This is a genomic window from Arthrobacter sp. Y3225116 (genome assembly GCF_059091245.1).
The window spans coordinates 1-520 of sequence record NZ_JBNHGL010000547.1 but is presented as its reverse complement, the minus strand read 5'-3'; the positions used below and the strand labels follow the sequence as shown (position 1 = coordinate 520).

Genomic DNA, 520 nt, shown 5'->3' with positions numbered 1-520 from the left:
GCCGGGGCAGGATGTCCCGCCAGGCGTCGCCCACCTGGGTGGTGGCGGTGGGCCAGTTGGGGATCCTGACCCGGCCGCGGGTGGCCAGGGCGGCGGCCAGGAACGGGCCGGCGTTGGAAAGATCCTGCTCGATCCGGGTGTCGAAGGCACGGATCGGGCCCGGGGAGACCACCCAGTGGTTGGGGGTGGAGTCGTCGACGCTCACGCCCAGGTCCCGCAGCAGCCGCACCGTCATGGAGATGTGATCCAAACTCGGCACGCGGTCGCCGGTGTGCTCGAGGTGCAGTCCGTCGCGGAAACGGGGGGCGACCAGCAGGAGGGCGGAAACGAACTGCGAGGAGGTGCTGGCATCGATCGTCAGGTGGCCTCCGGCCACTTCACCCGTGCCGGTGACGCGGAACGGCAGGCTGCCGAGTCCGCGGTCGTCCACGTCCACGCCCAGTCGGCGCAGCGCGTCGATGGTGGGGGACATGGGCCGGCGGCGCGCGGCCGGGTCGCCGTCGAACTCCACGGCGCCGCT

1 protein-coding gene is annotated in these 520 nt (G+C 72.5%); it reads right to left on the bottom strand.

The genetic code is table 11. From position 1 onward, the window contains the following. Nucleotides 1-520 (bottom strand): 3-phosphoshikimate 1-carboxyvinyltransferase (locus AC5RV2_RS18885; protein ID WP_494093602.1); only part of this gene is annotated, 520 nt, incomplete at both ends.